Source organism: Mesobacillus sp. S13, from assembly GCF_020422885.1.
Taxonomy (GTDB): domain Bacteria; phylum Bacillota; class Bacilli; order Bacillales; family Cytobacillaceae; genus Mesobacillus; species Mesobacillus selenatarsenatis_A.
This window is the reverse complement of sequence record NZ_CP084622.1, coordinates 1786921-1811527: the sequence shown is the minus strand read 5'-3', so window position 1 is coordinate 1811527 and position 24607 is coordinate 1786921. Positions and strand designations below refer to the sequence as shown.

Below are 24607 nucleotides of genomic sequence, written 5' to 3'. Positions count from 1 at the left end.
TTATATGTAACTATACTTTATTTTAACTTGATTTCGCCAATATAAACCCAACCTGAGGCTTTATATGGAATATAAGTCTTAAAAAAAGGTGATAAAGGGTGCTTCCCTATATCACCTTTTTTTAAATTAAGCTTCTACAGCTTCTGTAGTTTCTTCGCCTTGCTTAGCTTCGATAATAGCATCAGCCATTTTAGAAGTCAGCAATTTAACAGCGCGGATTGCGTCATCGTTCGCAGGGATTACTACGTCGATTTCGTCTGGATCACAGTTTGTATCAACAATTCCTACGATAGGAATGTTCAATTTGCGTGCTTCAGCAACAGCGATGCGCTCTTTGCGTGGGTCAATGATGAAAAGAGCATCTGGAAGGCCCTTCATGTCCTTGATTCCGCCTAAGAACTTTTCTAAACGCTCTTGCTCTTTCTTCAATTGAACTACTTCTTTCTTAGGAAGCACTTCAAAAGTTCCATCTTCAGACATTCTTTCGATGTTCTTAAGACGTGAGATACGTTTTTGGATTGTTTCGAAGTTTGTTAAAGTACCACCCAACCAGCGTTGGTTCACATAGTACATACCAGAACGAGCTGCTTCTTCTTTAACAGAATCTTGAGCTTGTTTCTTAGTACCTACGAAAAGAACAGTACCGCCGTTACCAGCTAGTTCCTTCACATAGTTGTACGCTTCTTCAACCTTCTTAACAGTCTTTTGAAGGTCGATGATGTAGATGCCGTTACGCTCAGTGAAGATGTATTTCTTCATCTTAGGGTTCCAACGGCGAGTCTGGTGACCGAAGTGTACACCAGCTTCAAGCAGTTGCTTCATAGAAATTACTGACATTGTGTTTCCTCCTAATGGTTTTGATTTCCTCCGTCCATCTCATCTTCAGCCAGGAACTGCCTGTGCAGCACCATCTGGCCAAATCAATGAACGTGTGTATTAACACCATGAGATAATATAGCATAAATAAAACTGACATTCAAGTTATTATTGCATATTTTGCCGAAATTTAAGTAAAAGTTCTATCTCTGTTTTCCCTTTATCCAATTTCCTAGCAATTTCTTCTATCGTCATTCCTTGATTCTTCAAATAGAGAACTTGATCAATCAGACTTGATTGTCCAACTTCTCCTTTATTCTCCTGTGCATCCTCTTCGGCCAACTCGATACCAGTATCAGGTACAGAGGTGGTATGTTCCCTATTTTGCTGATATGCCTTCCTGGCAGCATGGTAGGAAACTCCTTTGCCAAGTCGCTGTTCTATTTTCTTATTTTCTTCATACGTAACTGATTCCGTGTTTTTCTCTGCTGTTTCAGCAGGCGGGTCTTTTTTTTCCGAACCGTCAATAGACCTGGCCACTTTATTTGAAATTTGTTCCTCAATATTAGTTGTGGCCATCAATTGAATAAACTTATCATTTTCTTCTTTTAATTCAAAAAGGTAAGCTGAAAAGATCTCTTCAATTTCCTTGATGATTTTGTCCTGCTTTTTTTCAGCATCTACAAGTCTATTCTGCCGTAAATATAATAGGATTATTGCGAAGATTGCTGCAACGTTTAATATGAGGCTTAAGAGTAGTAGAAAAGTGGTCATAACATCCCTCTATCCGCTGTAATCAATCACCTTCCCTTTATAAGGGTGGTGGGGCTGATCGGGTTGATCACCCTTGTTCTTTGAATCTCGCCGGCCATTTTGCTGCTGGTTACCTGATGAACTGCCCTCCTGATTCAGGCGGGCTTCCTGCTTTTGTTTATTTTTAATCACGGTCTTGCGCTTTAAATCACCTTCCTTTGTCACACTTTGTGCCGCATGCTCCTGAAGATGCTGTCCCCGCTGTTGAAGTTGTTCTTGAATCTTGCCGGCATCATGTGTCCTCGGAAGCGCAATCTGCATTTCGATTGCTTTGAGGCTCATCATGTCACTCCCTAACTAGTGGATTTCTTTTTCAACAATCGGTTGTATCGAAATCTCGCTATTTTCCAGATAGAAACCAACCTTTTTATAGAGCTGGTTTGTCAGGAATGCATACTTACCGAAAAATACCTTTGTATTTGGGAACACTCTATCAAAGACAAATAAGGAGGAGTATAATCTGTCCTGCTTCTCATGTTGCAGAAACTCCAATTCTGCTAGCAATTCTGATAAACCAGTTTCAACATTCCGCCTTGTATTTCGCTGTTTTGAAATCATTTGCTGCTGTTCAGTCGTAAGACCTCCAGCCCGCCTGCCCATCTCGGCCAGCTTCACTTCAATTTCAGTGAGTTTTCTAATATTGTCTTTTGCTGTATCGATGGATTGGATTGTATCAATTTCCGCTTTTTCAAGCAAAGGATCCCAGCCAACGGCTAATTCTGTTTTAGTAAAAAGCTCATTGCCTAATTCCTTGACGAAGATATTGCGCCCAGCAGAGATGACTCCCCCAATGATCGTGCCTGTACGGCAGTCTACATTCCCAGATGCTGTTAATTTACTATGCAATATCGATGACTTCACAATAATATCCTGAGCTGCTTTTACATTAGCCTGGTTGAGATAGTTCGACAGTACACTGCCCCCCGCAGTAACCTTCCCCTTCATTGCCCCGGCCACTCCACCTTTAATAATGATATTGCCTTCTGCTTGGAGGTTGGCCGCTTCAACGAGACCATCGACTAAAATATCTCCGCCAGCTTTCAGTTCATATCCGCTTGGCACATTCCCTTTGATGGTGATATTCCCGACAAAATCAATATTGCCAGTCCTTAAATCCAGATCCCCTTTGACCTCAAATACTGGATTGACTGAGATTGCACTTGCTGTGATGCTGACCTGCCCATCGCATGCGGCAAAGAACTTCCCGGATTCAAATAGGACATTTTTGCCCGGCTTTACCCTGAGGGGACGGCCTGGCTTTGCCGGTATGATCCTTCCGGTGACATCTGTCCCGTGGGCCCCGTTTGTGGGCGGGACAACGGATGCCAACAACTGTCCTTTTCTCACTGAAGGTATTTGCAGGACAGAACGAAAGTTAAAGACTTTATGGTCGTGAGGACTGCCATGGTGGAGTTCGTTACGCAGAAATGCATCAGCACCATCCATTTTGGGCTGCCCTACAGCAATAGTGACTGGATACTCAAAAGAAAATGGATTCACAGAGATTTGCGCTAACACATCTGTTTTAACACCAAACACAATTTTTTCTGCTTTTAGAATAGAAAATAATTCGTCGGCAGAAAAAGCTAACTCTTTATTCGTGATATCCAGAAATAAATCTGCAGTAAGCCTGTCATGGGATAACTTCACTTTATACTCCATCGCCAAGTTGATCTCCTGCCTTCTGTTAGGCTGTCTCTAGCCATTTTCTCAATTTAAAGATCGCTTTTGAATGAATCTGCGAAATTCTTGAGGTTGATAGATTCATGACTTGTCCAATCTCAGTCAGCGTCAATTCTTCTTTATAAAATAAACTCAATACTAGTTGCTCTTTCTCATTCAATTTTGAGACTTTTTCAGCAACCTCTTCCAGCATTTCTGACTTTAAAAGTTTATCTTCAGGAATTTCAGCTTTTTCATCCTTGATCACGAAGGACTGGTTATCCCGATCATCATTTTCAATTGGATGTTCATCTATGGATAATACATTCGCAAAGAAATGCTCATTTATTGTTGTGTAGATTTCGGTTTCATCCATATTCAATTCACTGGCAATTTCTTCGATGGTCGCATTGCGCATAAATCGCTGCTCTAGTCTCTCGATTGCTGCATCAATCTTCTTTGCTTTTTCTCTTGTACTTCTTGGCAGCCAGTCTTCCTTCCTTAGTCCGTCCAATATTGCTCCGCGGATCCGGAAAGAGGAATATGTATCAAATTTCAAATCCCTGTTTGGATCGAATTTCTCCAGAGCATCGTATAAACCAATCATGCCAAGGCTTCTTAAATCATCTCTAGACACACTTTTCGGAAGACTCACTGAGATTCTTTGCACATGGTAGGAAACAAGTGGCATATATTTTTTTATCAGTAAATTACCTGCATCCGGATCACGGAACTGTACCCATTTATCCCATGTTACCTGTTCTTCCGATGTGGATCCTCGCACCATTGTCATCCTCCTCACGCGCATCACGCATTATTCTTAGAAGCTACATACATCATGAATTTATATTTCACTATTCCCTTTATTAACTGTCCTGATTTGCATCAAACCGGTTTTTGGGTCGAACTCGATTGTCCTTCCGCTATTACCTCCAACATCAGACGAAATGACGGGTATCTTAAGCAGGCTTAATTCCTGTAAAACTGCCTCTACATTCCTAGGTCCAATTCTCATCATGTCACTGCTTCCGGAAAACTGGAACATTTGAGCACCGCCTGCGAGCTTGGCCTTTATTCCCATTGGCCTTGCACCTGCTCTTATCAAAGCTTCTAAAAGCTCCTTAATGGCAGTATTGGCAAATTTAGCTTTGTTCAGCGGTTCTGTTCGTGATAAAGCCGAATCAGGGAGCATGATATGCGCCATGCCAGCGATTTCTCTTGCCTGATCAAACAATACCACACCAACACAGGAGCCAAGGCCAGTGGTTCGAATGAGATCTGGAACTTTAACAATGTTCATATCAGCAATTCCAACTTTGATGATTTCTGCTGTTTTATGCATCAACCTTTACTCCTAGTGCAGAAAAAATAATATGGAATGAATCCGGATCTGGGAGAAGGAAGAAATGTCCATTCACACTGTCAGGCATTTGAGCATCCTCTTCATCCAGAGCCGTATCGATTACGATTGCATAGTCGCTTACCTGAGACAATTCCAATAGCCCAAAACTGATGACTGCACCTACCATATCAATACTTAACGCAGGTACGGATGGATACAGGCTCAGCTGTGTGAAATCAGAAAGGGATGATAAATATGATCCTGATAATATATTCCCTAGTTCTTGGAGAGCAGACAATGCCAGCTCATTTTCCTGTTCTTCTGAAAACGAAAATGATTGTTTTTTTATTAGCTGGCCGATGTATTTCTCCGCCTGTGGCAGCGGCAGGATAAAAAACATGCTGCCGGGAGCATCTCCCTCAATTCGAAGAAATACGCTGGCTACCACATTATCGGCACCGCCGGCCAGTTCCATCACTTCATCAAACGATACGACCCTGACTCTGGGCACTTTCATATCGATCTTTGTATTCAGTAGGGTTGATAATGCTGTTGCAGCATGGCCGGCGCCAATATTTCCTACTTCTTTTAGAATATCAAGGTGTATGTCCGAAATACTTTTTAAAAAATTCATAGTCTTATTCCCTTCAACTACAAAGCTGCTGCTTCATCGGACTCAAGGATTTTGTTTAGATCAATTAATATTAATAACCTCTTATCCAGGTTGGCCACTCCGTCAATGAACCCTTCCGCTGCCAAGCCAACGACCTCAGGCGGAGGTTCAATTTTGCTTGTTGGAATATCTATGACATCATTTGCTCCATCTACGATCAAGCCTACTTCTTTATCATCTATTGAAACGATAATGACGCGAGTCCCTTCGTTGTATGCTTGCTCTTCCATGCCAAATCGGACACGTAAGTCCAACAGCGGAGTCACTACTCCCCGAAGGTTCATGACACCTTTTACAAAAGGATTCGTATGAGGCACCCTTGTGATATGCATGATTTTTTCAATAGATTTAACTTGGCTTACAGGAACACCGTACTCTTTATCATTCAACTGGAACACGATTACTTTTAAGTCTGAAACCACGTTTTCAGCCATATTTATCACTCCTAAAATATCATCGTCATTCGTTTAAGCAGGAATCTATTTAATCAAGGCATTGCAATCGACAATCAATGCTACCTGTCCATCTCCGAGGATTGTAGCTCCCGAGATTGCGAAAACATTTGTTAAATAATTTCCTAATGATTTAAGGACTACCTCTTGCTGTCCGATGAAAGAGTCTACAACCAAGCCAGCCATTTTATCTCCTTTTCGAACGATAATGACAGAGTGGAATTGGTCCTCAGCCGGTTCTGATGGTACTTCAAAGATATCCTTTAAGAACAGTAGTGGTACGACCTTCCCTCTAAAATCAATTACCTTTTGATTATGAGCATTCATGATATCAGAGTCTTTGATTATCGCTGTCTCAATGATGGATGACAAAGGAATGGCGAATTTCTCTTTCTGGATTTCGACCAACATGACCGAAATGATTGATAAGGTCAGAGGCAGCTGGATAGAGAAAATGGTTCCCTCATTTTCCTTTGAATCAATTGATATAGAGCCTCCCAATGACTCGATTGTATTTTTTACAACGTCCAAACCTACTCCCCTGCCGGAGATATCAGATATCTTCTCAGCGGTAGAGAAGCCTGAGGAAAGGATTAATTCATATGCCTGTTTATCAGTGAAGCCTGCAGCAGATTGTTCAGTAATGATGCCCTTGCTTATCGCCTTCTTCAATACCTTATCCCTGCTGATACCAGCACCATCATCTTCGATTTCAATGAATACATGATTGCCACTGTGGAAGGCTCGCAGCACAACAGTACCTTCTTCGTTTTTACCTTTGGCCTTCCGCACTTCAGGTGATTCAATCCCATGGTCAACTGAATTCCTTAATAAGTGCACAAGTGGGTCGCCGATTTCATCGATGACCGTACGATCCAATTCTGTTTCCGCTCCAACGATTTCGAGGTTGATCTTCTTGTTTAAGTCTCTTGCCAACTGACGAATCATTCTCGGGAAGCGATTGAATACGGTTTCTACCTGGACCATCCGCATGTTCAGAATAATATTTTGCAAGTCACCAGATATCCTCGACATTCTTTCGACCGTTTCAGTAAGCTCACCATTTTCAAGGTCTTTCGAGATTTGTTCCAGTCTGCCTCGGTCTATGACAAGCTCTTCAAATAAATTCATTAGGATATCAAGCCGTTCAATATTAACCCTAATCGTTTTGCTGCTATTGTTTTGCTGTTTGGCACTGCCTTTTTTCTCAGGAACCGGCGTCACTTCAGATTCAATTGATTGAGTTTTTTCCATAGCAGATGAACCCACTACCTCAGGGGCAGATGCGTTTGACATAGATAAAACTTCATCATTCGATTCATTGTTCACTTCATCAAAAGCTAATGACTTGATGTCGGTTTTAACTACTTCAGAAACCTTCATGATTTTCGCTTTAATATCCTCTGGATTCTCTTTTGAGACAATCGTGATTGAAAATTCCTGGTCAAATTGTTCTTCTTCCAGCTGGTCGACTGATGGGTTTGCTTTGATTACTTCACCAATCTTTTCCAACACCTCAAAAACCATATAGACTCGGGCTGCTTTCAGTAAGCAATCTTCTCGCAAAGCGATTTCGATCTCATATACACCAAATCCCTGCTCTTTGGACTGCTTTAAAACAGTCAGTTCAAACTCATCATAGCGGGATTCCTGATCAGCTTCTAATACGGCTGAAGCTGCAACCTCTTTATTAGCGGAACCTGACAGAAGTTCTCCCTTTTCAATGAGTTTTAACTTTTCAACCGTTTCCGTTACGTCTTTTTTGCCATCCCCTCCAGCCGCTATCGACTGAACCATATCCTCGAGATGGTCAACTGCCATGAAAATCACATCAATCGTTTCAGGAGTTGTCGTTAATCTGTTATTCCGAATGGCATCCAGTACATTTTCCATCTGATGGGTAAGGCTTGCCAAATCTTCATAACCCATGGTCGCTGACATCCCTTTAAGAGTATGAGCTGACCTGAAAATTTCATTAATGATCGATAAATCCTGTGGATTCTTCTCTAATTCCAACAATTGTTCATTACAGGCCTGTAAATGTTCTTTACTTTCTTCAATAAAGACTTCAAGATATTGATTCAATTCCATGTGCACAGTACCTCCGGCCTCATATATAATTCATGATTGTTTGCGCGATGTTTTCTACATTCACTACTTCATCAACCATGTTTGTTGCTATTGCTGCTTTTGGCATCCCGAAAACAATTGACGTATCCTGTGATTCAGCAATTGCTTTAACTATGCCATTTTTTTTCATTTCAACCAGTCCCTTAGAACCATCTGCTCCCATTCCGGTCATGATGACAGCAATTTTAGTGTAGTTCTTAATGGCGCTGATCGATTCGAACATTACATCCACAGATGGACGATGTCCACTACGAGGCGGTGATTGGCTAAGCGAAATTGCCAGGGATGATCCCAAGCTCTTGACCATTAAGTGAAAGCCACCTGGTGCTATGTATGCAGTCCCTTTTTGCAGCAACTCGCCATCTTCCGCTTCTTTGACTCTGATCTCACTTAAGGAGTCCAGTCGGTTGGCAAGCGACTTGGTAAAACCGGGCGGCATATGCTGAACGATAAGCACTGGTACATCCAAACCTTTTGGCAACGAAGTTATCACTTGCTGCAATGCTCTTGGGCCCCCAGTAGAAGTTCCGATGCAGACAACCTTTTTAGATTGTGTCAATCCCCTTGTCGTTAATTGATCTGCTGGCTGCAGCTTCTTACCTATGCCAATGTTCGATTTCTTGTTAGCCGTTATTGAATCTTCCAGGACCTTCATCTTGGATAAATTAGCTTTGCTTGCCGATAACACTTTTTGGATTAACTCAGATTTGACTTTATGTAAATCAATAGAAATCGATCCTGATGGCTTTGCCACAAAATCTACAGCACCCGCTTGAATCGCCTGCAACGTCGTGTCCGCACCTTCTTTCGTGGTGCTGGAAAGCATGACAACCGGAATAGGTTGCTCCTTCATGATCTGTTTCAATACTTCCAAGCCATTTAGTTTCGGCATTTCGACATCAAGTGTAATGACATCGGGACGTAATTCCCGCCATTTTTTAATGGCATCCTCACCATTACGGGCCGTACCAATTACCTCAATCTCCTGGTGTTCTGATAGAAAGTCGTTGATCAGCTTCCGCATGAAAGCTGAATCATCTACGATGAGAACTCTTATTTTTGCCACTCGACCACTACCTTTCGAAAAGGAATTGCTTCAATCTTGTTGTAAAACTTCTGTTATCTCTCTTTTCGGCATTGTAGCTCGCTTTATTGATATATTTTTCAATAATCGCCGCCATTCCTTTAGAAGCTTGTGACCGTTCGTTGAACATTGTAAAAGGAATCTGGCGTTTGACTGCTTCCTGGACCGATTTATCATCAGGCAGCATTCCAAGCTTAATCGGTGTCCTTCCTAAAAACTTCCCTAGAACATCATCCAGCCTTGCCATTGTTTCATTGCCTTCCTTAACAGAACCAGCCCTGTTGACGACCAAATAGAAAGGCAATTCTGAATCTGAAAGATGGATGTATTTCATAGTCGCATATGCATCCATCAAGGAGGTTGGCTCTGTCGTTGTGATGACGAATATCTCATTCACAGACAGGAGGATGGATAAAGTTTCCTCATTCAAACCGGCCCCCATATCAAAAATGAGATAATCATATTTTCTTAGGACCTCACTTAAGCTAGTGGTGAAGTACTCGACACTGGAACGGTCCATCCTGACTAACTGGCTTAAACCTGTTCCGCCAGATATATACTCGACACCGTATGGACCTTGGAAAATAACCTCCTCCATTGATGATCTCCCTGATAGAAAATCGGCAATGGAGAGTGATGAACTTTTACCCATCAAAATTTCGATATTTCCCATACCGATGTCAAGATCAAACAGCAATACCTTATATCCTTTTTTTGCCAGGGAAATCGAAAAATTAAGTGAAAAATTCGATTTCCCTACGCCGCCTTTCCCGCTTACCACTGCAAGAGTTTTCGCTTCCTTAGCCGGAATGTTCGTTTTGAGTCGGTTTCTTAATTTTTCTGCCTGGTCATTCATAGGTGCTGACTCCAAGAATTGTATTTGCCACCATCATTGGGTTCGCTTCGATCAAGTCATCTGGGACATCTTGTCCATTGGTCAAATAGGCAATTCCAGTAGAGAATTTTATCGCCATATTGAGCATTGCTCCATTTACCGAAGTTTCATCCAGTTTTGTAAAAATGAATTTATCAATATGAATCAAAGAGAACTGCTTCCTGATTTCTTCCATATCTTTTTGTTTTGCCGTCAAAGCCAGGACCAGATAAGTTTCCATATCCTTTCCGAAGTCGATGACATCCTTTAAATCATTAACATACTTTTGATTTCTGAAATTTCGTCCGGCTGTATCGATAAAGACAAGATCAAAGTCTGAGAATTTATCTGTCGCCATCTTGAAATCGTCCATGTTGTAGCAAACTTCTATTGGGACATCGAGAATTTTCGCATATGTTTTCAACTGCTCGATCGCAGCGATTCGATACGTGTCTGTTGTAATAAAAGCAACTTTCTTTTGATGCTTCAATACACAATCAGCAGCAATCTTCGCAAGTGTTGTCGTTTTTCCCACTCCAGTAGGGCCAATCACATTGACAAACTTCTTCTTAAAGGAAACTCCTCCGAAATTTAAAGGTGAAAGCCTTTGTTCAATACTTGCTGCACTCCATTCATTGATTTCATCACCATTTGCAGCAGCTCCACCGATATACCATTTTTCAAGCAAGACTGCAGACAATTCGCCAATGATTTCCTGATCAATTTCTTGGTCCCTCAGGTGTTGGATCTTCATGCTGACCGGTCCCGGCAGAGTGACGCCTTCGATTTTCCCTGACCCCTTTAGCAATTCCTTCAACTGAGAAATCTCTTTCAAAAGGTCCTTATCAGCATTTTGCGGTGTTTCTGTTATTGGTTTCATCTGCAAAGCTGGTGGATCTTTCTTGGGGCCATCTCCCATTGTCGCAGGGCGAGAAAATTTGGGTAGTGAGTCCATAGGAGCTGGCTTTGCACTTATGTCGGTGTCTGGGTCAATGGCAGCAATAACCTCAATGCTATTCTTCTTAAAAAAGCCCATGAATCCTCCTGTTTGGACGACACGGGAATTAAGGATCACTGCATCACTTCCCAGCTCACCCCTAACGAGTTTCATAGCTTCAGGCATGGATGAAGCTGTATACTTTTTCACTTTCATTCTACGTTCACCATCCCGACACTTTGGACTTCAACATTTGCTTCAAGCTCGTTATACGACAATACAGGGATTTGTGCGAAATACCTTTCTGTCAACTGACGCACATACATCCTGACCGCAGGTGAGCAGAGAATCATCGGTGTTTGTTCCATAATGCTCAATTGCTCTACCTGGTTTGCCACCGATTCCAGAATTCCCTGAGAAACTGCTGGATCAAGAGATAAGTAGTTGCCGTGCTCTGTTTGCTGAACACCTTCCGCAATCATCTTTTCCACTCTTCCTGATAAGGTAATCACCTTCAGGCTTTCACCGTTTCGCGAATACTGGTTAGTGATCTGCCTTGCAAGTGCCTGACGAACGTATTCAGCAAGGATATCAGTATCTGTTGTCACTTTGCCGTAATCAGCAAGTGTTTCAAAAATAATCGGCAGATTCCTTATGGATACATTTTCCCTAAGCAGCTTGCCGAGGACTTTTTGGACCTCACCAACTGATAAAGGATTTGGAGTTGCTTCCTCAACAAGAATCGGATAGCTTTCACGAAGGTGATCGATCAGCTGTTTCGTTTCTTGTCTGCCCAGAAGCTCATGTGCATTAGCCTTAATGACTTCCGTGATATGGGTCGAGACAACAGAAGGCGGATCGACAACCGTATAGCCAAAGATTTCTGCTTGTTCCTTCATTTCTTCTGTAATCCATTTAGCTGGCAAACCGAAACTTGGTTCGATTGTATCGATTCCATCGATGGAATCATCGTCAATCCCAGGACTCATCGCCAGATAATGATCGAGAAGCAATTCTCCTCTGGCCATTTCGTTGCCTTTGATTTTCAGTCTGTATTCATTGGGTTGGAGCTGGATATTGTCCCGGATCCTGACCACCGGAATGACCAGTCCCAATTCAATGGCCAGCTGCCTTCTGATCATGACGATCCTGTCGAGAAGGTCTCCTCCTTGGTTAGCATCTGCAAGTGGTATCAGACCATATCCAAATTCAAACTCGATTGGATCAACGTTCAATAAATTGACAACACTTTCAGGACTCTTCATTTCGTCCATTTGAATGTCTTCTTCCATTTCTTGCAGCTGCTGAGTATCAGGCTCACGAACACGGGAGAAGGAGTAACCGCCAAATGCCATCAGCGCAGCGATTGGAATCGTCAACAAATCGTGTATTGGCGTAAACAACCCTAGCAGGAATATCGTAGCTGCTCCTACATACAGCATTTTAGGATAAGCCAGTAACTGTGAGGTAATGTCAATTCCCAGATTCCCGTCAGACGCAGCTCGAGTAACGACAATACCCGTTGCCGTTGAGATCAAGAGAGCCGGTATCTGGCTGACAATCCCATCGCCAACTGTCAGAAGGGAATATTTTTGCGCTGCATCCGCAATCCCGAGACCTTGCTGTGTCATGCCAATGACAATTCCAAAGATCAAGTTGATCAGGACGATGATGATGCCGGCAATCGCATCTCCTTTTACGAATTTACTCGCACCATCCATTGCACCATAAAAATCAGCCTCACGACTTACTTTTTCACGTCGTTCACGCGCCTGCTGTTCAGATATCATGCCTGCATTCAAATCAGCATCGATACTCATTTGCTTACCGGGCATTGCATCAAGGGTAAATCTTGCTGCAACTTCTGATACACGCTCGGACCCTTTTGTGATGACGACGAACTGGATGATGATCAAGATCAGGAACACGACCATCCCGACAACCACATTCCCCCCGACAACAAAGGTACCGAAGGTTTCAACAACGCCTCCAGCCTCACCTTTGGAAAGGATGGAACGTGTTGTCGATACATTCAGGCCAAGTCTGAATAGAGTTAACAACAACAGCAGTGAAGGGAAAACAGAAAACTGAAGCGGTTCAGTCATATTCATTGTGTTCAACAGCACCAGAAGTGCAATTGAGATGTTTACCATGATTAGTACACTCAACAGCCAAGGCGGGAACGGAATAATCAACATGGCTACGATTAAGATGACACTAAGCAGGACGGACAGGTCTCTTGCTGACATACTATTTCTCTCCTAAACACTGCATACCTGAAGAATTACAGCACTTTATTTTTTGTTTGATACACATAGGCCAGGATTTCTGCCACCGCTTTGAAAAATTCCTCAGGGATAGCATCACCGATTTCAGCCTGGCTGTATAAAGCCCTAGCCAATGGTCGATTCTCGACACTCATAATATCATTTTCCTTGGCAATCAATTTGATCTTCTGTGCGACAAAGTCAACACCTTTCGCCACAACGATTGGGGCATCAGCTTTCTGTTCGTCATACTTTAACGCGATCGCGAAGTGGGTAGGGTTCGTAATGACCACATCCGCTTTTGGAACTTCTTGCATCATCCGCCGCATTGCCATCTCTCTTTGCTTCTGCTTGATCTTAGACTTGATAAGAGGGTCACCTTCAATATTTTTGTACTCATCCTTCAAGTCTTGCTTTGACATACGGATACTTTTTTCATAATCATATTTTTGGTACAGATAGTCCAATAATGATAAAAATAGCAATGCTCCGGAAGCAAAAAGGCCCATTTGCAGTGTTAGGCCGGCAATCGTTGCCAATGCTGCACCTACACTCTTATTAGCGAGCAGAAGAACCTCGTCTAATCTCAACCACAGGACAGAGAAAGCGATTAAGCCTACAAATGTGATTTTGAGGATTGATTTTAGCAGCTCAACGATTGCCCTCATGGAGAAAATCCTCTTGAAACCGCTGATCGGATTAATTTTCTCAAGCTTCATTTGTATTGCTTCGGTAGAGAACATAAAGCCAACTTGAATGTAGTTGGCAGCCACTCCTGCAATCAACGCGACGAGCATGACTGGACCCAGGAAGATGACCAATTCAGCCAATATTTCAATCACAATGGATTCAATATTATTGGCAGTCAATTCCATAAACATATAATTTTGCAAGGAATGGCGCAGGACTCCAATCAGCCTCTCCAACATCACTTGGCCAAAGAACATCAAAAACAAAAACACAGAGAGCAGGACAATGGCGGTGTTGACATCCTGGCTTTTGGCAACCTGTCCTTTTCTCCGCGCGTCCTGTCTCTTCTTTGGAGTCGCTTTTTCTGTTTTCTCACCTGCAAAAAACTGCAGGTCTAACCTCAAAAATTCCATTTAAGCTCCTCCGATCAATTCCATCAAACCTCTCATCGTTGCAAGAGTCGTGGAAAAAAGATCCGATATGACCATGATCAGCACGCCCATTACCGCAATAAGTACGAGAAAGCTGACAGCGATTTTAACCGGCAGCCCGACCACGAATATATTCAATTGCGGAACGGTCCTTGCTACTATTCCGAGCGCAACATCAACCAGGAACAAACTGCCGACCACAGGCAGGGACATCTGGAAGGCGATAATGAACATTTTATTGAAAGACAGGATGATGAATTCCGCGATATTTTCATTTCCAAACGGAATCGCCACCTGATCGATCGGGATGAAATTATAACTGTAAAATATTCCGTCCATCAACAGATGATGGCCATTGACTGTCAGTAGAAACAAAAGGGCAATCGTATATAAATACTGTCCCATCAACGGACTCTGTGCCCCTGTCTGTGGATCGATGACATTCGCAATCGCAAATCCCATCTGGAAATCTATGAATCCCCCGGCAATCTGTATGGCTGCCATCATCAATGCTGCAATGAACCCTATGAACAAACCAACCATTGCTTCCTTGATGATGAGCAGGAAATACGTATTGTCTATATCGATTTCAGGCGCTCCTATTGCGGTAAACATGATGATGGAAAGCATGAATCCAAGCCCTACTTTATGTGTGGCGGGAATCGTCCGATATGAAAATAAAGGCATCATCAAGAAAAAGGACGTCACCCTTACAAAAATCAGCAGGAAAGCCGGAAACGAAGGAATGAAATCTAGCATCCCATCAGCCTACAAACCTTGTAAGATTCGAAAAAATCTCCGTTGCATAGCTCAGCATATAACTTAGCATCCATGGACCGAAGAAAATGACTCCAACCAGGACGGCAACAATCTTCGGAACGAATGCCAGTGTCTGTTCCTGGATTTGTGTAGTAGCCTGAAAAATACTGACAATCAAACCAACGACCAGCGCTAGAATCAACAAAGGCCCTGAGATCATTAAAACTGTATAAATTCCTCGTTCTGCTATCGAGATAACACCTTCTGATGTCATTTTCATTCACCTGCTTAAAAACTTTGTAATAATGATTTCACGACTAAATACCATCCATCGACCATGACAAAAAGCAGAATCTTAAATGGTAGTGAAATCATGACTGGCGGAAGCATCATCATCCCCATCGACATCAGGACACTAGCCACGACCATATCGATGACCAGAAAGGGAATGAAAATCATGAACCCGATTTGGAATGCAGTTTTGATTTCACTGATTGCAAATGCCGGAACAAGAGCTGTCAAAGGAATATCCTGAACAGATTCAGGTGTATCGGCCTTGGAATATTCAAGAAATAGCGCTAAATCCTTCTGCCTCGTATGCGCACTCATGAATTCCTTGAAAGGGATTGATGCCCTGTCATACGCTTGCTCCAAATTGATTTCTTCATTAAATAAAGGCGTCAGAGCTTGTTCATTCACTTCATGGAAAGTTGGTGCCATGATGAAGAATGATAGGAACATCGCAAGCCCGACCAACACCTGGTTAGGCGGCATCTGCTGTGTTGCAAGCGCCGTTCTGACAAAGGAAAGAACGATGATGATCCTTGTAAAACTTGTCATTAAAATCAAGATGCCTGGCGCAATAGAAAGTACAGTCAGCAGGAGCATCAGCTTCACGGATGTCGAAACACTCTCAGGAGCACTGCTGTTGAAAAACTCCATAAACTCATTCATCTTTTTCTGACCCTTTCTTTTGTATCTCCTCAAGCATTTTCTTTCTTCCGCTCGCCATATCATTCAACTGATTTTTCAGCAATGCGGAAAACTCTGAACGCTGATTGCCGCCATCTTTTTTCGCTCTTTTAAGCAACCTTGTCACAATATCGCTTGGCTGCACAAGCTGTTCCATTTTATTGTTATATTCCTGGATGACTTGGCTGTACTCTTCTGGGTCATCAATTTCTTTTAATAGTTGTATATTTTCTCCCACACCTACTATGAGCAGTTTATTGCCTGCTTTGACGATCTGGACTGATCTGTTGGCGCCAAGGCTGGTGCCTCCTAGATTCTCGACAAGCTGCGAGCTTTTATACATGATGCTCTTTTTATTGATGAATTTGAGGAGGAAGTATATTAACGCTGCCACAAAGGCTGTAGCAAGGATCATTCTGAGAAAATCAAGAAAACCGACCCCTACTTGGGATTTTGTTGTATCGTCTGATTGCTTTGTTGTCTTATCTGCCTGTCCATCATCACACGATTCAGGGTTTTTCATACAATCCTGCACGCTTTTATTTAGCTGCTCTGCGCTCGCCAAGCCAATTGGACTTAACAGAGCAGCTAATAAGAAAAGAATTGTCGAGGCAGTTCGGATTATTCTTAACAATTGCCGCACCCTCTAAATGATAAAGTTCACTAACCTAGTGTCTTGGAAATGGCTTCAATAACGCGGTCTGCCTGGAACGGTTTTACGATGAAATCTTTAGCGCCTGCCTGAATTGCATCGATGACCATCGCTTGCTGGCCCATCGCTGAACACATGATGACCTTTGCGTTTGGATTGATTTTTTTAATTTCCTTTAATGATGTGATCCCATCCATTTCTGGCATGGTAATATCCATTGTGACAAGGTCAGGCTGGAATTCTTTGTATTTTTCAAGTGCCTGTGCACCATCTGCTGCTTCTGCGACGACCTCAAAGCCGTTCTTTGTCAAAATGTCCTTAATCATCATTCTCATGAAAGCCGCATCGTCTACGACTAAAATCTTGTTCGCCATTGGAATTCCCCCTGAAGATTATTTTAATTTTTTTATACGGTCGCTCTGGCTGATGATATCCGTAACACGGACACCAAAATTCTCATCAATAACTACAACTTCTCCCTGAGCAATCAGTCGGTTGTTAACCAGGATATCGACTGGTTCTCCAGCGAGTTTGTCCAGTTCGATGATAGAACCAGATCCCAGTTCAAGGATATCTTTCACTGAACGTTTCGTCCTGCCGAGTTCCACCGTCACCTGCAGCGGGATATCAAGAAGCATATTCAGGTTCTTTGTTTCTGCCTGCTGTGGCTGAGCTGTATCAAAACTGGAAAACACAGCCGGCTGAACCGTAGGCTGAGTGCTGCCTGCCATCACATTGCCCAGATGCTGAGGTCCCGATGGTACAGGCTGAGGCTGATAGCCATACCCCTGGTGTTGTGGTGTTGGGGGCTGATAGTAAGCCGCTTCCTGCTGGTGCTGGTATTCTGGCTGCTGAAACGACTGATGTTGAACCGCATTTTGCTGCTGTACCTGATTGGATCCACTGCTTTGCTCAACCTTTGCCTGAGTTGCTGGTGGAGTCTGCGGCGTCTCCATAGCAGGCTGGGCTGCTTCAGAAGCTCCAGGATTCAATAATTCATCTACCAGACTTTTCGCGAAAGTTACAGGCAGGAGCTGCATGATATTGGAATCAATTAAACTGCCAATTTTTAATGAGAATGATACTTTTACTAAAATATCATCTTCAGGTATCGACTCTGTTCCTTCTCCCTCAACTACATTCAGCAAATTGATATTAGGAGGAGAAATATCGACCCTCTTGCTAAAAACAGTCGACATCGAGGTGGCCGCTGAACCCATCATCTGGTTCATAGCCTCCTGTACAGCACTCAATTGAATCTCATCAAGTAATTCCCTAGGGTTCAATCCATCTCCCCCTAGCATTAAATCAGCGATAATCGCTGCATCGTTTTGCTGGATGACAAGCATATTGCTGCCGATGAACCCTTCTGTATAATGCACCTGAACGGCCACATAAGGATCCGGGAATTCGTCTTCCAGTTTGGTCTTATGCACAACGGTAACAGTAGGGGTATTTATTTCCACCTTCTGGTTCAACAAAGTTGATAGTGCTGTTGCTGAACTGCCGAACGAAATATTTCCGATTTCGCCAAGGGCATCCCTTTCCATAAAAGAAAAATAGTCATCAACGTCAATCGTACTTCCTGTTTCTTCTGCTTCATCTGGTGTTCCTCTGAGAAGCGCATCAATTTCATCTTGAGATAACATGTCATCGCTCACCATCATCGTCTCCCCCCTTAAATGTATCAAACACTTGAATGGCTAATTTTTTGTTCATTTTCCCTGGCTGTCCTACAAATTTAGGGATCTCTCCGACTTTTATCAGTAAAGGTTGATCAATTTGCTGGTTCAATTCAATTACATCACCGATATCGAGCATCAGGAAGTCCTGAATCGAGATTTCAGACGACCCTATTTCGGCTGTAATTGAAACATCAGCCTTTTGAATCTCACTCTGCAGTACTGAATTTTCAATTGGCAAGCTTTGTTTCTTATCGGACTGCATCCAATATTTCACTGACAATTTAGGGATGATCGGTTCTAGTACGACATGCGGTATGCATATATTGATCATTCCGCTTGCTTCCCCGATCGTTGTGTTCAATGATATCACCACGACGGTTTCATTCGGCGAAACCATCTGCAAAAATTGTGGATTGATCTCAAATTCTGATAGCTGAGGATCGATATCTGAAATCGAACCCCATGCTTCCCTGAAATTCTCAAAAGCTTTCTCAAACATATTGGACATGATCCTGGTTTCGATTTCGGTCAAGCTATCGACTTTATTATGGCTTGCTCCTTTTCCGCCAAGCAGCCTGTCCATCATCGCATATGCAATGTTTGGGTTTACCTCCATCAGGATCCTTCCCTCGAGTGGCTCTACATCAAAGACATTCAAGATTGTCATCTTCGGAATGGACCGGATGAATTCCTCATAAGGGATTTGATCTGCTGATGCGACAGCAATATTGACATATGTCCTTAGCTGGGCGGAGAAAAAAGTAGTCAATAACCTGGCAAAGTTCTCATGAATCCGGGTAAGGCTGCGGATTTGATCTTTTGAGAAACGCAAAGCTCTTCTAAAATCATAAACTTTTACCCTTTTCTCTACTTGTTCCTTTTTTAATTCATCCGCATCCATTTCACCTGTTGATAATGCTGATAACAAAGCATCAATTTCGCTTTGCGATAGTACCTCTCCCGACATGCTCCTCACCTCCATATGGTTGCGTTCGTTTCATTCATCTGTTATTGGAGGAGAGAACCTGTTATGTAGACCTTTTCGACCTTTCCGTCAAGCATCAGGCCATTTATCTTCGCTTTCAGGGTTTCTTCAAGGTTCATCTTGCCTTCCTTGCCTTGCAGCTCTTCTGCCTTTTTCTCGGATAGTTCATAAATAATCAGGTTTTTCACCTGGAAATCTCTCTTTTCCAACTCTTCTTTAGCTTTTTTGCCATCTGTTTCAATTTTAAAAGATATTTTAATAAAATCATTTGATGCAAGGTTCGTCGTGACCTCGGGAATGTCTACAGAAGCCTCGAGCACCTCATCGATGCTTGGCTCTTTATCACCATCTTCAGCCGTAAGTTTCATAACTGCTACAACTGCTATGGTCCCTACGAGTAAAATGGCTACCAGCATGACCGACATAATCATTACCAGCTTATTATTCTTCATGGTTCAGTTCCTCCAACATTCGCCCTCCAAGAAGGCCGACACTCTGATAAAATTCCTGGATCAACTTGCTCACTTCATCTTCGCTTTCCCTCACGACATACTTTCGTCCATTGGTTAAAGTAATCGTTGTATCCGGAAAAGCTTCCACTACTTCGATAAATAATGAATTAATCCTAAATGATTTGCCGTTTAATTTCGTTACTTTAATCACATTCATTCACAGGGGCTAAAAGGATGGCCCTTTCAGCCCTGCTCCTCTCCTAGTCTATCGTTTTAAGTTTACGAGCTCCTGGAGGATTTCATCAGATGTTGTAATGATTCTGGTATTAGCCTGGAAACCACGCTGAGCCGTGATCATTTCGGTAAACTCCTCTGAAAGGTCTACATTGGACATTTCAAGCGCTCCTGCCGCAATCGATCCCCTTCCTTCTCCAGCAACATTGATATTGGCGGTTCCAGAGTTGACTGATTCCTGGAATGTGTTATTCCCTACCTTGGAAAGTCCCGATGGATTGCTGAATTTTGCAAGTGCCAATTGACCAAGAGTCAAGACTAATCCGTTTGAGAAGACACCATTTATTTCACCAGTCGAGCCAATGTTGAAGCTTTCAAGTGCGCCCTGGGTATTCCCGTCAGGGTAAGCGTTGGCGTCCATGCTGCCGCCTTCTTTTGTCAAATCCTTAACTGGCATTTGTACAGTCAGGTTCCTGACTCCATTATTCCCGTCATTAACCTTTAAAGTAATGGACAAATCCGCAGGTGGGTTGGCAGGATTATAGTCAGGAATTGTAATTGGTTGATTAACTACATTGGCATTTGGATTGTTAGGGTCCACAGTGATCGACCTATCTATAAAAGATAAATTCCAAGATCCTGCAGATGCGTCAACAGGCGAGATTTTCAAATCAATCACGTGCTCAATGCCTAAATCGTCCACTACCTTGATTTGCTGAAGTAATTCTGAATTGCCCTTAGCATCCTTCGGGAGGTTCCCCTTCATCACTAGCTCAGTTGTCTGTTTAGCAGGCAACAGTGCATTTACATTGACAGTGATATCTTCCAACTGACCAATTTCATTATAGGATTGCACCTTCAACCCCTCACCATTAACGAGTGTCCCGTTATCATCCAAATAGAAGTTTCCGGCACGCGTATACATTTGCGATTGGCCTTGTTTTACAACGAAATAGCCATCTCCTGAAATCGCGAGGTCAAGTGCGCGTCCGGTAGTCTGCAAACTGGATTGTGTATCGATCAGGTCGATGCTGGCGATCGTTGAGCCGAGCCCTACCTGCATTGGGTTTTTTCCGCCCTTGTTCTCTGTTGCAGCACTTGCACCGGAAATGGTTTGATTCATTGTGTCTTTAAAAGTAACACGGCCCTTTTTGAAACCGTAAGTATTTACATTGGCAATATTGTTGCCGATTACATCAAGTTTTGTTTGGAAGTTTTTCATTCCACTGATTCCTGAGTACATTGAACGAAGCATTATTTAAAAACTCCTTTCGATTTGGGGGCTGCTTCAATCGGTCCACAGCCCAGGCCTCCGTAAAGGTCCAGCCTTTTCATTTTAATTTTCCATTACAATCGTTCCGTTGATATTGGTGAATATTTGTTCCGCTGCTTCCTGCCTGCCCATCGCTGTAATGACTGTGTTATTTTTCGCACTGACAATCAGCGCTGCGTCATTTAGCAGAACGAGCGAATCACTCACGCCCTTGGCCTTCGCCTGACTAACTTTTTCCTCAATCCTGTTCCAGCGTTCCTGGGATATATTGATTCCCCGCTGCTCGAGCCGTTCAGTTGCATGCTTGCTTATTGTCAGTCCATTCTTTGATTGTATTGCATCCTGCAATTGAATAGAGAAAGGTGTATGTGTTAATGGATTGGCTTTCACAGGTTTTGGATGATTCCTGTTAACAGGCAGTGAATGAATTGGACGAAAATTCGTTTTATCCATTACATCACTTCCTTATGTTATTGAATTTTGGTGATCTGTGAAGAAATGATGCTTGTGCCATTCTCATCATCAAGCAAATAGGATGTTTTCCCGTTCTTGAATGAAACAGAAAGGACATTTGCTGATCTCTCTTGCTGATTTCCATCTAGATAGGTAACCGTCTTCCCAATTAACATGCTCGCCTGCAGCATGTGATTCTCGCTCGATAACTCATTGATCTGAGAAATATTGCCTGGTTCCAGAGTCGTTCCGTCCTCTAGTACAAAGGAAACCGTATCTTCCTTGAACTGGACAGAAGCTACTTTTCCATTTCCTTGTTTAACCGTCTCCTCACCATTGGCACTTTCGATCTTGTGCCAGGTTACATCCTTGCCCACGAACTGGCTGTAGGATATCATTTTATTCTGCTGTTCAGCCTGAACAAATCGGTCAATTGACTTTCCCATATTCGTGATTTGCTCTAGAGTTGAAAACGTGGCCATTTGAGCTATAAAATCTTTATCCTGCATCGGGTTCAAAGGGTCCTGGTTCTGCAGCTGGGTCATAAGGATTTTCAAAAAATCATCTTTGCCAAGAATATCCGAACCAGCCTTCCTGTCCTTTTGAATATTGGACAGCAGATAAGTAGAGTTGATCGTATTCACCATTGTCTATCTCCTAAACTTCCGTATTTAGCAATGCTTCTTCAAAGGAGAGATTAAAATCCCTCTTTTCATCCTTCTTTTCTTGCTGGCCTCTGTCTGGCTGTCTCTGCTGCTGCTCCGAATCCTTACTCAGGAATCGTTCTTGCTGCTGCTGAGTCACCTCAATCCTATCCACCGAAAGATTCTGCGCTGTAAATGCCTGCTTGAGTCCATTGATTTGTGCTTCTAGCGTTTCTTTCGCCGTACCAGTGGAAGTAATGATTCTTGCCATCATCGTTTGATCCCTCTGTAAAAGCTCGATCCTTATGCTGCCTAGATGCTCAGGGAATAATTTAATGAATAATTTTTGTGTTCCACCGTTATTCATGAACTGAGATTTAGACAGAATCGACTCAAATTGCTTCATGAGCTGCTCTGCTGAAACGGGTCTTTCTGGGCTGCTCATCGTTAATACCAGCTGTTCCGCCTTTGTCATTTGTGGCAGAAAACCAAGTGTACCTGCTGCCCCCTCCGTCTTTAAACCGGAGTTTGGGTCTATGAAACTAGTAACTTCAGTAACCATATTTTTCGAAACAAGGTTTAGCTCTCTTGCTAACTGGGTAAAACGTTTGTGTAAATATTCTGTATGTCCATTGTTATGATTTGGTTCTAATAGACTCTTTAGAGACTAACCAAGATTTTTCAGCGATTCCCTCAAAGAATCAGGGGTTGTAGATGACTGGCCATCAGCATATCTACTCATTAATTCAAATAACTTTAATGCCTTTAAGGCTTGTACATCACTTTTATCCAACTTCCCCAATAATTCACCCGCAGTCTGACTGGCAATCCCTGATAGAATCAGCGATAAAGATGAAAGCAGCTCTTCGTCAGATGCAATGTTCATTCCCTCTTCATTAGTGGACCACTTTTGGATAAAAAGCCTCAAATCTTCTTCATTGATCCCTAAATGTGATAGCGCCTTACCTAATAGATTTCCAGAGTCAGAAGTTAATAAATCCATAAGCTTCATTCCTTCTTCCAATTCTACGAGGTCTATTACGTTAATCATTTCCGTTAGCTCTCTAAGACCCTCTAGCTTTTCTCCATCTTTACCAGTTTCAGCCGCAAGTGCTGGATTCGTTTTACCAGATAAAGCTGTCGACATTAATCCGGCAAAACCCCCTTCAGATCCTGAGTTTCCGGATACTTTCTGCTTTCCCTGTGCGAAGGCATTAACAGATCCAAGTGCTCCTATTTCCATTGTCTCACCTCCTCTCAAGTCCTTTGAAGCTAGTTTCCGCTTGTTTCGTTTGTCAACAATTCTGTATACTTCGCCGCTTCATCAGCTGGGAGCTTTTCCATGATGGCAGCGAGTGATTCTGGCTTGATATTGGTTAGAATCTTTACCGCTTCCCCCGTTTCCATATTGGAAATGATCGGTGCAGCGCTTTTAGCTGACATAGTTTCATAGGTCTTGACAATTTCCCGGAACGCTCGCTTATTTTCTTCCTGGATTGCAGTCAACTCTTCGATTTGTGCCTGCAGCTGTGCTTTTTCCAGTTCCACTCGTTTTAACTGCGTATCCTTGCTGTCGATTTTCGACTGCAGTTGTTCCATTTTTGCTTCCCGGTCTTTGATTTCCGCTTCAAGGCTGATGATATTCTTTTCAAATTCCTCAGTGGATAGCTTGCTTTCTTCCTTCACATACTGAGAGATGAAAGGTACTTTACCACCAAGGTCCTTTGCTGTTTCAAAAATATTGATTCCCAGGATTGAAAGGGCAACCAGTGCAATAACGACAGCAAACAAGCTTGGTATTGCCACAACCATCAAAAACGCATGAAACTTATTACCTTCCTGACTTTCCTTTTCCTCCACTTTCTGTGCCATTTCATCACCTAATTTCCCGGTTCATATATTGCTGAATTGAGACTTCGTCCATCATCCTGTTTTCAGCATATTTTTCAGCTGCAAGAAATTGAAGTTGGTCTTTCTCTTTAATTTTTTCGTACTTCTTTACTTCCTGATTTTTTTCCATCAGCTTCACTTGTTGAAAATTCATGATGTTTCTCGCGTTCATAACGACTTTTTGATAGTGGTCGATCGATTTTTCAAGATTTCCGATAAATTGTTGATGGTGTCGTATTTCCTGGACTGGCAACCCATCCAGCAGCCGGTCTGATTGGAAACATTCAAGATCTTCTTTTTTCTTCAGCAGATGATAGAGCCTGTCAGCAGCTTCTTCGAATTTTTTGACTGAATCCTGGTAAACGACTTGAGCTTCATCCACTTCCCTCGTCTTGAGTGAAAGGATCTTATCAAACTTATATTGATAACGCATTGAA

General features: G+C 42.6%; 30 protein-coding genes. All 30 read right to left on the bottom strand.

The annotated features are described in order from the left end of the window. Positions 1–126 precede the first annotated feature (126 nt). The 30 genes from rpsB to fliJ all read right to left on the bottom strand — a co-directional run bounded on the left by rpsB (position 127) and on the right by fliJ (position 24603). Positions 127–837 (bottom strand): 30S ribosomal protein S2, encoded by a 711-nt coding sequence (gene rpsB / locus LGO15_RS09080; protein WP_041967225.1) that lies wholly within the window; start codon positions 835–837, stop codon positions 127–129. A 147-nt stretch (positions 838–984) separates the two neighbouring features. Continuing rightward, complete coding sequence (locus tag LGO15_RS09075; protein WP_167831724.1) at positions 985–1590, bottom strand: hypothetical protein; 606 nt, start codon at positions 1588–1590, stop codon at positions 985–987. Between the two features lie 9 nt (positions 1591–1599). After that, entirely contained in the window at positions 1600–1914 is a 315-nt protein-coding gene (locus LGO15_RS09070; RefSeq protein ID WP_226087371.1) for a hypothetical protein, read from the bottom strand. Positions 1915–1926: 12 nt separating this feature from the next. Continuing rightward, the gene (locus LGO15_RS09065) at positions 1927–3291 is read right to left on the bottom strand and encodes a flagellar assembly protein A (protein ID WP_167831726.1); all 1365 of its coding nucleotides are present in this window, start codon (positions 3289–3291) and stop codon (positions 1927–1929) included. Between the two features lie 25 nt (positions 3292–3316). Continuing rightward, positions 3317–4078 carry a FliA/WhiG family RNA polymerase sigma factor gene (locus tag LGO15_RS09060; RefSeq protein ID WP_167831727.1) on the bottom strand — a complete coding sequence of 254 codons (762 nt, stop codon included), beginning with the start codon at positions 4076–4078 and terminating at the stop codon, positions 3317–3319. A 57-nt stretch (positions 4079–4135) separates the two neighbouring features. Further along, positions 4136–4633: a chemotaxis protein CheD gene (locus LGO15_RS09055; RefSeq protein WP_167831728.1), complete on the bottom strand. Its 498-nt coding sequence runs from the start codon at positions 4631–4633 to the stop codon at positions 4136–4138. Further along, complete coding sequence (locus LGO15_RS09050) at positions 4626–5267, bottom strand: chemotaxis protein CheC (protein ID WP_167831729.1); 642 nt, start codon at positions 5265–5267, stop codon at positions 4626–4628. The genes LGO15_RS09055 and LGO15_RS09050 overlap by 8 nt, the downstream gene beginning before the upstream one ends. A 17-nt stretch (positions 5268–5284) precedes the next feature. Continuing rightward, positions 5285–5740, bottom strand: coding sequence for a chemotaxis protein CheW (locus LGO15_RS09045; RefSeq protein ID WP_167831730.1), 456 nt, complete (start codon positions 5738–5740; stop codon positions 5285–5287). A gap of 45 nt (positions 5741–5785) precedes the next feature. Next, a complete protein-coding gene (locus tag LGO15_RS09040) occupies positions 5786–7849 on the bottom strand; it encodes a chemotaxis protein CheA (RefSeq protein WP_167831731.1) in 2064 nt (687 codons plus the stop codon). Positions 7850–7868: 19 nt separating this feature from the next. Then, positions 7869–8954 carry a protein-glutamate methylesterase/protein-glutamine glutaminase gene (locus LGO15_RS09035; protein WP_167831732.1) on the bottom strand — a complete coding sequence of 362 codons (1086 nt, stop codon included), beginning with the start codon at positions 8952–8954 and terminating at the stop codon, positions 7869–7871. A 7-nt stretch (positions 8955–8961) separates the two neighbouring features. Beyond that, positions 8962–9828, bottom strand: coding sequence for a MinD/ParA family protein (locus LGO15_RS09030; RefSeq protein WP_167831733.1), 867 nt, complete (start codon positions 9826–9828; stop codon positions 8962–8964). Further along, a complete protein-coding gene (flhF, locus tag LGO15_RS09025) occupies positions 9821–10999 on the bottom strand; it encodes a flagellar biosynthesis GTPase FlhF (protein WP_167831734.1) in 1179 nt (392 codons plus the stop codon). Before flhF ends, LGO15_RS09030 begins: the two co-directional genes overlap by 8 nt. Continuing rightward, positions 10996–13032, bottom strand: coding sequence for a flagellar biosynthesis protein FlhA (gene flhA / locus LGO15_RS09020; RefSeq protein WP_226087370.1), 2037 nt, complete (start codon positions 13030–13032; stop codon positions 10996–10998). The genes flhF and flhA overlap by 4 nt, the downstream gene beginning before the upstream one ends. 35 nt (positions 13033–13067) lie before the next feature. Next, complete coding sequence (gene flhB / locus LGO15_RS09015) at positions 13068–14153, bottom strand: flagellar biosynthesis protein FlhB (protein ID WP_167831736.1); 1086 nt, start codon at positions 14151–14153, stop codon at positions 13068–13070. Next, a complete protein-coding gene (gene fliR / locus LGO15_RS09010) occupies positions 14154–14930 on the bottom strand; it encodes a flagellar biosynthetic protein FliR (RefSeq protein ID WP_167831737.1) in 777 nt (258 codons plus the stop codon). Positions 14931–14934: 4 nt separating this feature from the next. Continuing rightward, positions 14935–15204, bottom strand: coding sequence for a flagellar biosynthesis protein FliQ (gene fliQ / locus LGO15_RS09005; RefSeq protein WP_167831738.1), 270 nt, complete (start codon positions 15202–15204; stop codon positions 14935–14937). Between the two features lie 14 nt (positions 15205–15218). Next, entirely contained in the window at positions 15219–15884 is a 666-nt protein-coding gene (gene fliP / locus LGO15_RS09000) for a flagellar type III secretion system pore protein FliP (RefSeq protein WP_167831739.1), read from the bottom strand. After that, positions 15877–16545, bottom strand: a complete 669-nt coding sequence (locus tag LGO15_RS08995; RefSeq protein ID WP_413231378.1) for a flagellar biosynthetic protein FliO — start codon at positions 16543–16545, stop codon at positions 15877–15879. Before LGO15_RS08995 ends, fliP begins: the two co-directional genes overlap by 8 nt. A gap of 20 nt (positions 16546–16565) precedes the next feature. Further along, complete coding sequence (locus tag LGO15_RS08990; RefSeq protein ID WP_079508438.1) at positions 16566–16928, bottom strand: response regulator; 363 nt, start codon at positions 16926–16928, stop codon at positions 16566–16568. Between the two features lie 18 nt (positions 16929–16946). Further along, positions 16947–18218 carry a flagellar motor switch phosphatase FliY gene (gene fliY / locus LGO15_RS08985; RefSeq protein ID WP_226087857.1) on the bottom strand — a complete coding sequence of 424 codons (1272 nt, stop codon included), beginning with the start codon at positions 18216–18218 and terminating at the stop codon, positions 16947–16949. Beyond that, positions 18205–19206 (bottom strand): flagellar motor switch protein FliM, encoded by a 1002-nt coding sequence (gene fliM / locus LGO15_RS08980; protein ID WP_167831740.1) that lies wholly within the window; start codon positions 19204–19206, stop codon positions 18205–18207. The genes fliY and fliM overlap by 14 nt, the downstream gene beginning before the upstream one ends. 41 nt (positions 19207–19247) lie before the next feature. Further along, positions 19248–19676, bottom strand: a complete 429-nt coding sequence (fliL, locus tag LGO15_RS08975) for a flagellar basal body-associated protein FliL (RefSeq protein WP_167831741.1) — start codon at positions 19674–19676, stop codon at positions 19248–19250. Then, the gene (locus tag LGO15_RS08970; RefSeq protein ID WP_167831742.1) at positions 19666–19887 is read right to left on the bottom strand and encodes a flagellar FlbD family protein; all 222 of its coding nucleotides are present in this window, start codon (positions 19885–19887) and stop codon (positions 19666–19668) included. Before LGO15_RS08970 ends, fliL begins: the two co-directional genes overlap by 11 nt. Before the next feature lie 54 nt (positions 19888–19941). After that, positions 19942–21165, bottom strand: coding sequence for a flagellar hook protein FlgE (locus LGO15_RS08965; RefSeq protein WP_167831743.1), 1224 nt, complete (start codon positions 21163–21165; stop codon positions 19942–19944). A gap of 81 nt (positions 21166–21246) precedes the next feature. Continuing rightward, positions 21247–21636: a TIGR02530 family flagellar biosynthesis protein gene (locus LGO15_RS08960; RefSeq protein ID WP_167831744.1), complete on the bottom strand. Its 390-nt coding sequence runs from the start codon at positions 21634–21636 to the stop codon at positions 21247–21249. Positions 21637–21653: 17 nt separating this feature from the next. Further along, the gene (gene flgD / locus LGO15_RS08955; protein WP_226087368.1) at positions 21654–22283 is read right to left on the bottom strand and encodes a flagellar hook assembly protein FlgD; all 630 of its coding nucleotides are present in this window, start codon (positions 22281–22283) and stop codon (positions 21654–21656) included. Between the two features lie 10 nt (positions 22284–22293). Then, positions 22294–22842, bottom strand: coding sequence for a flagellar hook-length control protein FliK (locus tag LGO15_RS08950; protein WP_226087367.1), 549 nt, complete (start codon positions 22840–22842; stop codon positions 22294–22296). Between the two features lie 105 nt (positions 22843–22947). Then, positions 22948–23523: a hypothetical protein gene (locus LGO15_RS08945; RefSeq protein ID WP_226087366.1), complete on the bottom strand. Its 576-nt coding sequence runs from the start codon at positions 23521–23523 to the stop codon at positions 22948–22950. Between the two features lie 29 nt (positions 23524–23552). Beyond that, positions 23553–24152, bottom strand: a complete 600-nt coding sequence (locus LGO15_RS08940; RefSeq protein ID WP_167831747.1) for a MotE family protein — start codon at positions 24150–24152, stop codon at positions 23553–23555. A 4-nt stretch (positions 24153–24156) separates the two neighbouring features. Further along, a complete protein-coding gene (fliJ, locus tag LGO15_RS08935) occupies positions 24157–24603 on the bottom strand; it encodes a flagellar export protein FliJ (RefSeq protein WP_226087365.1) in 447 nt (148 codons plus the stop codon). Positions 24604–24607: the final 4 nt, after the last annotated feature.

Bases quoted from the DNA above. Each gene is read 5' to 3' on its own strand.
- rpsB (WP_041967225.1), bottom strand. From the start codon at position 837: ATGTCAGTAATTTCTATGAAGCAACTGCTTGAAGCTGGTGTACACTTC.
- LGO15_RS09075 (WP_167831724.1), bottom strand. From the start codon at position 1,590: ATGACCACTTTTCTACTACTCTTAAGCCTCATATTAAACGTTGCAGCA.
- LGO15_RS09070 (WP_226087371.1), bottom strand. From the start codon at position 1,914: ATGATGAGCCTCAAAGCAATCGAAATGCAGATTGCGCTTCCGAGGACA.
- LGO15_RS09065 (WP_167831726.1), bottom strand. From the start codon at position 3,291: ATGGAGTATAAAGTGAAGTTATCCCATGACAGGCTTACTGCAGATTTA.
- LGO15_RS09060 (WP_167831727.1), bottom strand. From the start codon at position 4,078: ATGGTGCGAGGATCCACATCGGAAGAACAGGTAACATGGGATAAATGG.
- LGO15_RS09055 (WP_167831728.1), bottom strand. From the start codon at position 4,633: ATGCATAAAACAGCAGAAATCATCAAAGTTGGAATTGCTGATATGAAC.
- LGO15_RS09050 (WP_167831729.1), bottom strand. From the start codon at position 5,267: ATGAATTTTTTAAAAAGTATTTCGGACATACACCTTGATATTCTAAAA.
- LGO15_RS09045 (WP_167831730.1), bottom strand. From the start codon at position 5,740: ATGGCTGAAAACGTGGTTTCAGACTTAAAAGTAATCGTGTTCCAGTTG.
- LGO15_RS09040 (WP_167831731.1), bottom strand. From the start codon at position 7,849: ATGGAATTGAATCAATATCTTGAAGTCTTTATTGAAGAAAGTAAAGAA.
- LGO15_RS09030 (WP_167831733.1), bottom strand. From the start codon at position 9,828: ATGAATGACCAGGCAGAAAAATTAAGAAACCGACTCAAAACGAACATT.
- flhF (WP_167831734.1), bottom strand. From the start codon at position 10,999: ATGAAAGTGAAAAAGTATACAGCTTCATCCATGCCTGAAGCTATGAAA.
- flhA (WP_226087370.1), bottom strand. From the start codon at position 13,032: ATGTCAGCAAGAGACCTGTCCGTCCTGCTTAGTGTCATCTTAATCGTA.
- flhB (WP_167831736.1), bottom strand. From the start codon at position 14,153: ATGGAATTTTTGAGGTTAGACCTGCAGTTTTTTGCAGGTGAGAAAACA.
- fliR (WP_167831737.1), bottom strand. From the start codon at position 14,930: ATGCTAGATTTCATTCCTTCGTTTCCGGCTTTCCTGCTGATTTTTGTA.
- fliQ (WP_167831738.1), bottom strand. From the start codon at position 15,204: ATGACATCAGAAGGTGTTATCTCGATAGCAGAACGAGGAATTTATACA.
- fliP (WP_167831739.1), bottom strand. From the start codon at position 15,884: ATGAATGAGTTTATGGAGTTTTTCAACAGCAGTGCTCCTGAGAGTGTT.
- LGO15_RS08990 (WP_079508438.1), bottom strand. From the start codon at position 16,928: ATGGCGAACAAGATTTTAGTCGTAGACGATGCGGCTTTCATGAGAATG.
- fliY (WP_226087857.1), bottom strand. From the start codon at position 18,218: ATGGTGAGCGATGACATGTTATCTCAAGATGAAATTGATGCGCTTCTC.
- fliM (WP_167831740.1), bottom strand. From the start codon at position 19,206: ATGTCGGGAGAGGTACTATCGCAAAGCGAAATTGATGCTTTGTTATCA.
- fliL (WP_167831741.1), bottom strand. From the start codon at position 19,676: ATGAAGAATAATAAGCTGGTAATGATTATGTCGGTCATGCTGGTAGCC.
- LGO15_RS08965 (WP_167831743.1), bottom strand. From the start codon at position 21,165: ATGCTTCGTTCAATGTACTCAGGAATCAGTGGAATGAAAAACTTCCAA.
- LGO15_RS08960 (WP_167831744.1), bottom strand. From the start codon at position 21,636: ATGGATAAAACGAATTTTCGTCCAATTCATTCACTGCCTGTTAACAGG.
- flgD (WP_226087368.1), bottom strand. From the start codon at position 22,283: ATGGTGAATACGATCAACTCTACTTATCTGCTGTCCAATATTCAAAAG.
- LGO15_RS08950 (WP_226087367.1), bottom strand. From the start codon at position 22,842: ATGGTTACTGAAGTTACTAGTTTCATAGACCCAAACTCCGGTTTAAAG.
- LGO15_RS08945 (WP_226087366.1), bottom strand. From the start codon at position 23,523: ATGGAAATAGGAGCACTTGGATCTGTTAATGCCTTCGCACAGGGAAAG.
- LGO15_RS08940 (WP_167831747.1), bottom strand. From the start codon at position 24,152: ATGGCACAGAAAGTGGAGGAAAAGGAAAGTCAGGAAGGTAATAAGTTT.
- fliJ (WP_226087365.1), bottom strand. From the start codon at position 24,603: ATGCGTTATCAATATAAGTTTGATAAGATCCTTTCACTCAAGACGAGG.